Genomic DNA, 6,039 nt, shown 5'->3' with positions numbered 1-6,039 from the left:
GGCCCCGGCCGCGCGCACCCGCTCCCAGCTGGTACGCACACTGGAGCTGCCACCCGTTACCTGCAGGCCGTACTGGGGGTTGATGTAGGCGTCACCCACCGGGGCGAAGACCACCTCAATGTTCTCCGGGGCCACATCCAGCTCTTCCGCCACCAGGGTGGTAATGCCGGTCACTGTCCCCTGCCCCATCTCCACACGGTCCAGGGTGAACGTCACCCTGCCGTCAGGATCAATCTCAAGCCAGGCGTTGGGCGCCCAGGCCCCGACACGGGTTGGTTCCCGTTCACCCGGGGCAGTGGCACAGCCAGGCAGCACCATGCCCAGTACCAGAGCGCCGGAGCCAGCAGCACCCAGGCGGAACAGTTCACGTCGGGATACTTCACTCATGAGGCACTCCCATCCGCAACGGAGCGGATGGCGGCATGGATCCGGGGATAGGTGCCACAGCGACAGAGATTGCCGGCCATGAACTCACTGATCCGCTCATCATCCGGGTTCGCCTCCTGGTCAAGCAGCGCCGCAGCGCTCATGATCTGACCGGACTGGCAGTAGCCGCACTGGGGCACATTATGCTCAAGCCATGCTTCCTGTACCGGATGCAGGCTGTCTTCGCCGGCAAGGCCTTCAATGGTGGTAACCGACACCTCGCCACCGGCTACCCTGGCAACCGGCGTGATGCAGCTGCGCTGCGCACTGCCGTCAATATGCACGGTACAGGCTCCGCACTGGCCGATTCCGCACCCGAACTTGGTGCCCTTAAGCCCCATCCAGTCACGCAGCACCCACAGCAGCGGCGTATCCTCCGGGGCATCCACCGACTGCTCGGCGCCATTCACCCTGATCGTTATTGTCATTGTTCACTCCTGTCACAATGGCCCTTCAACCACTGAACCGCTCTCGATTGCGTTCCCGTTCCTCCGGGCTCTTACGCAGCATCACGTAGACCGCTCCGGTACCGCCGTGCTTCGGCTGCGCGGAGTGGAACGCCATTACATCCTCCAGCTGGGGCAACCACTGGTTAACGTAGCTCTTGATGGTAGCGATACGGTCCGGATTGCGCTCCCCCTTGCCATGCTTGATCAGCCCCGAGCGCACGCCACGGCGCAGACATTCGCGGATGAAGTTGAACACCTCCTGGCGGGCTTCATCCACGGTCATCCGGTGCAGGTCCAGCTGTGCTTCAATGGGGTACTGCCCCAGGCGCACCTTCTTGAAAACGCCATGCTGGATACCGTCGCGCTTGAAACTCAGCTCATCCTGGGGGCCCAGCCAGGCCACATCCGTGGCGGTCAGCGGGTTACGGTCCCGGGTTTTCTCGAGCACGGCGGCGCGCTGGCGTTCCAGCTGCCCCGGCGTAACCTGACGTCCTCCATCGAGATCCGCACGATCCGGCTTGCGGATCGGCTCAACATCCCCCATGGCCTCAAGGAACTGAAGGCGCTCATCCTTCGTGGTCATAGCAGCCTCTCAACTGGAAACAGGCTTCGCCGCTACTCTACCACCCGCCCTGAAAGCAGGGAAACGCCGCCAATGGCGTTATTTTATGTCAAGGGGTGCATGATCTGTTGAGGGATGGTCGGGGGTCGACTAATTTGAACAGCACCCCCTGTGTTGCCACCACTGATTACGGGCCCAGAGCCGATGGATGAGAACGAGCGCTATCACCTTTACCGGAAGCTGCGGTTTCTGATCACGGATGACTTTGAGAATTTCCGCAAGTCCATGCGTCAGATGCTCAGCAGCTTTGGCGCCGAGAAGATCGACATGGCGGCCAACGGCAACGAAACCATTGCCAAGTGCACCAAGGATCATTACGACGTACTGATCTGCGACTTCAACCTGGGCTCCGGGAAGACCGGCCAGCAGGTGCTGGAGGCACTGCGCCACCACAAGCTGCTGCGCCACACCTCACTGTTTGTGCTGGTGACCGCGGAAACCTCGCGGGAGATCGTGATGGGCGCCCGTGAGTACCATCCCGATACCTACATCATCAAACCCATCACCCAGGCCGTGCTGCAGAAACGCATGGATGCCCTGATGGCCCAGCGCCACGCTCTCTACCCCATCAACCATGCCCTAGACCAGGAGGACCTGCCGGAAGCCATCAGCCAGGCGGAACAGCTCCTGCAGACGAAGACCCGGTACCGTAATCGGGTCATGCAGATCCTCGGTGACCTCTACCTTCAGCGCGGCACCCCAGATCTTGCACGTGGCATCTATGAGCAGGTTCTGGAGGGCCGCGAGCTGGCCTGGGCCCGCATGGGCATGGGGCGGGCCGCGCTGGCCCGCAACGCACTGGACGAAGCCATCAGCCACTTCGAGACGCTGATCGAGAGCAACCCCGACTACATCGAGGCCTACGATGCCCTGGCGGACGCCCTGCAGCGCAAGGGCAACAGCCGCAGGGCCCAGGAGGTCGTGGAAAAGGCGCTTGAGATCTCACCGCTGGCCATCCTGCGCCAGAAACAGCTCGCCAGCATCGCGGCCAGCAACCAGGACATGGAAACCGCCGCCGACGCCTGGCGCTCCACCGTGAAACTCAGCGACAACTCCATCCACGACAGCCCGGAAAACTACCTTGGCCTGGGCCGCACCCTGTCCGAGCTCAGCGACGGCAATACCTCCAGCGAAGGCAAACAGCTGGCGGACGAAGCTCTCAAGGCCCTGCATAACGTGGGACGTCGCTTCAAGGACGACGAAAGCGCAAAAACCCGGAAGCAGTTGGTAGCCGCCCGGGTCTACGCCGGCCAGGGACGGATGAACGAAAGCCGCAAGGCGCTGGACAGCATCAGTGATCAGCTGGACCCGGAGACCCTGAGCCCGGAGGAAACCCTGGATTACGCCCGCGCGCTCTACACCCAGCAGGAGGATGGGGCTGCCCAGCGGGTTCTCAACCAGCTGGCCGAACGCTGTCAGGATGACCCGAAAATCATGAAAGCCATCGAGGAACTGATGGATGAGCCCGTGAGCTTCCATAAGAAGAACCAGGCCCGGGCGCTTAACAAGGAAGGCATCAAGGCCTTTGAGAGCGGCGAGCTGGGTCAGGCCGCGGATTCCTTCAGCCAGGCTCTGGAGCTGGTGCCCCAGCATCCGGCTCTGAACCTCAACCTGGTCCAGGTGCTGCTCAAGAACGCGGAAAGGGAAGGAAAAGGGTCAGACCCGAGCATGCTGCGCCGCTGTGAGCGGTGCCTTGATCAGCTCAGCCACCTGCCGCCCCAGCATAAGCAGTACAAACGCTACCAGTTCCTGAAAAAGAAAATTGCGGATCTCACATCCGGGAGCAACACATGAGCAATGATCTCGACTTTTCCACGGTGCTCGCCTCAACCGTCCATGACATGAAGAATTCCCTGGGGATGCTCTTGAATTCACTGGATGAGGTGCGTGACTCAGTCGGCGAGGAGGTTCGTGGCGCCCGCCCCTTCACCACCCTCGAGTATGAGGCCCAGCGGGTACATGGCGACCTGGTCCAGCTGCTGAGCCTTTACCGGCTGTCCGAGCAAAAGCTTTCCGCGACCGTGGAGGAGCAGCTGGTCCACGACTTTCTTGATGAGCAGCAGGCCCATCACCGGCGCCTGCTGGAAGGGCTGGGCATCACTCTCGAAGTCCACACCGAGCCGGATGCGGAGGAAGGCTATTTTGATCCCCAGCTCGTCAGTGGCGTCCTGACCAACGTAATCAACAACGCCATCCGCTACGCCGGCAGCCAGCTCCAGCTGAACGCCCGTGCCGAAGACGGCTGGCTGGTCCTGAGCGTGGAGGACGACGGGCCGGGCTACCCGGAACACATGCTGGAGGTCGATTTTTCCGGCACCGAACGCATCGACTTCAGCACTGGCAGCACCAACCTCGGGCTTTACTTCGCCGAACGTATGGCTGGGATGCACACCGCTGGCGACCGCCAGGGCTTCACCCGCCTGCGCAATGGCGGTGATCTGGGAGGCAGTGTGTTCGAGCTGTGGCTGCCGTAGACCCGTAAAGGGGTTACAAGTGCCTTGGCTAAGGGGGAGGCGGCTCCATCCCTGGAGCCGAGGGGATGGAGTTCAGAATGAGCGACTGAGTTCCACGGAAGCGCTCCATGCGCTCAGGTCGTACGAGCCAGTGTAACTGGCATTGCCCTGAGGGGTCGTGGGCTGAGCATGGGTGTATTCCCGCTCGTTGACCTTCGCGTCACCATCAAAGATGAGCGTGCCCACCGCCGCATCCACGGTCCAGTCGGTGTTGGCCGGAGCAAACTGGGCACCCAGAGTCAGCCAGTGGCGGTCCTGAGACGGAATCCGTGCTGTAGTGTAGCTGTCCACAGGTGATTCGTCCCAGGCATAGCCGGCCCTGAGCTTCCACTGCGGGTCCGCCTGCCAGCTGGCGCCCAGGTTGTACTGCCAGGTGTCCTGCCACTTCTCGGTGATATGGGTGATCGGGTTACCAACCTGGCCTTGGGCCCTGAGTGCGCTGGAAACTTCTCCTGTACCACCCTCACCGGAGTAGATATCGAGTTCCTCAAAGTCGCTCCAGCGTGCCCAAGTGGCTCCGAACAGCAAGGTAACGTCATCATTTAGCTGATGCCGGGCACCGAAGGTTACGCTCGGCGGGATATCGAGAGGAACCTCCGCCTCCTCTTTAAGAGTTGTGAGTCCGTTTTGAGTCGGGAAATCACTGATGGTGATGTCACCTTCTAAAGAAGAACCTGTGCCTGTCTCAACGGTCAGACCAAACTGTGTCCTTTCTGAGAGTTCATACAGGGCACCGATGCGCAGCGTGTATTCAATGGTGTCACCTTCAACGTTCGAATAGGTCGGCGCTGCTGCAAGTTGTTGGCTTTGTTGAGCGTTAATTGCCCCTTTTTGCTCCAGTTTAGCCAGCGCTCCAGAAGTATCTGCGAACTTCGACAACTTGCCGTCCAGGTACATGATATTCACGCCCACACCCAGGGACAGTCCGTTACCGGAATCCACCGCAATGGAAGGCGTCAGGGCGATACCGGTGAGTTCCGTTTCATCCGCAAAGTAGCGACCGGTAAAGTCATCATCGTAGTCCGCCGCCAGGCCATAGGGGGCATGGAGGCCAACACCCACAGCGACATTCTCCGACATCTCATGGGTCAGGAAGGCGCTTGGGAGATAGGCAGGATCAGCAATATCACCGCCATTCGATCCCTGAACAGGCTGACCGAGCTGATTGGTTGCGGATGCACTATCGGCTTCAGCATCGATATCCAGAACCGCAGCACCAAAGGAGAGATTGGTACCGGAAAGCTGGGTCATACCCGCTGGGTTGAAGATCACCGTCGAGGCGTTCTGCGGGTTGGCAGCGGCGCCGGCATTGGCGGTGCCCATGGCGCTCGCGCTCTGCTCGTTCAGGGAGAAGCCACCCGCCATGGCCATACCGGGAATCATTGCAGCGGTAAGAACAACTGCGCCTTTCGCATCAAAGACTGTACGCATCATTACCTCTTTGTTGTGTCTGTCGGCGCGGATTCTAATGCGCTTTAAGCTCACATCACAAATTACAGTCACCAATCAGTGGCCGGCCGGCCATAGCAGAGCGGTTTCTCCACCCGGATCCGGGATATGCGCCCGGGGGGCACGAAGCGCGACTGACGCCCAGAACGCCCGTTTCCATGCGGACGTTCTGGGTTCAACGGTTATGAACCCCGGACATATCCGGTAGCTCGTGGGCAATCCCTTTGTGGCAGTCGATACAGGTGGCCTCATCCCCGGCCAGGGCGGTGGAGTGCGCTTCTGCCGCTCTGGGGCTCTGGCGGGTGAAGTCCATGGATTCGAACTCATGACAGTTGCGGCATTCCAGTGAGTCGTTCGCCTCCAGGCGGGCCCATTCACGCTCCGCGAGCTCCCGGCGCTTGGCCTCGAATTTCTCAGGCGTATTGATGGTGCCGAAGAGCCAGCCCCAGACCTCCTTGGACGCCTCCATCTTGCGGGCAACCTTGTCCGTCCACTCGTGCGGCACGTGGCAGTCCGAGCATGTGGCACGAACCCCCGAGCGGTTGTTGTAGTGGATGGGGCCCTTGAGCTCCTCCAAGAC

7 protein-coding genes are annotated in these 6,039 nt (G+C 60.8%); 2 read left to right on the top strand and 5 right to left on the bottom strand.

The features are described 5' to 3' along the window. The 3 genes from QZ501_RS14725 to smrA form a co-directional block, all read right to left on the bottom strand. Positions 1-387: molybdopterin cofactor-binding domain-containing protein (locus QZ501_RS14725; RefSeq protein ID WP_295720564.1), on the bottom strand; the 387-nt coding region annotated here is incomplete at its 3' end. Continuing rightward, positions 384-854 (bottom strand): (2Fe-2S)-binding protein, encoded by a 471-nt coding sequence (locus QZ501_RS14720; RefSeq protein WP_151438947.1) that lies wholly within the window; start codon positions 852-854, stop codon positions 384-386. The genes QZ501_RS14720 and QZ501_RS14725, both read right to left, overlap by 4 nt. Before the next feature lie 25 nt (positions 855-879). Continuing rightward, positions 880-1,458 (bottom strand): DNA endonuclease SmrA, encoded by a 579-nt coding sequence (smrA, locus tag QZ501_RS14715; RefSeq protein WP_151438946.1) that lies wholly within the window; start codon positions 1,456-1,458, stop codon positions 880-882. 183 nt (positions 1,459-1,641) lie between these two features. Here smrA and QZ501_RS14710 point away from each other — a divergent pair, with 183 nt between their 5' ends. Both QZ501_RS14710 and QZ501_RS14705 read left to right on the top strand, forming a co-directional pair. Then, positions 1,642-3,291, top strand: a complete 1,650-nt coding sequence (locus QZ501_RS14710; RefSeq protein WP_295720561.1) for a tetratricopeptide repeat-containing response regulator — start codon at positions 1,642-1,644, stop codon at positions 3,289-3,291. Further along, positions 3,288-3,971, top strand: coding sequence for a HAMP domain-containing sensor histidine kinase (locus QZ501_RS14705; protein WP_295720559.1), 684 nt, complete (start codon positions 3,288-3,290; stop codon positions 3,969-3,971). The genes QZ501_RS14710 and QZ501_RS14705 overlap by 4 nt, the downstream gene beginning before the upstream one ends. A gap of 72 nt (positions 3,972-4,043) precedes the next feature. Here the strand turns inward: QZ501_RS14705 and QZ501_RS14700 are convergent, their stop codons facing one another. Next, positions 4,044-5,444, bottom strand: coding sequence for an outer membrane protein transport protein (locus QZ501_RS14700; RefSeq protein ID WP_295720557.1), 1,401 nt, complete (start codon positions 5,442-5,444; stop codon positions 4,044-4,046). Between the two features lie 190 nt (positions 5,445-5,634). Continuing rightward, a partial coding sequence (locus tag QZ501_RS14695) for a NapC/NirT family cytochrome c (protein WP_295720556.1) occupies positions 5,635-6,039 on the bottom strand: 405 nt, incomplete at its 5' end.

Origin of the sequence: uncultured Halovibrio sp. (assembly GCF_913056445.1) — a bacterium.
GTDB lineage: Bacteria > Pseudomonadota > Gammaproteobacteria > Pseudomonadales > Oleiphilaceae > Halospina > Halospina utahensis_B.
This window is presented reverse-complemented; position numbering and strand designations above follow the sequence as displayed.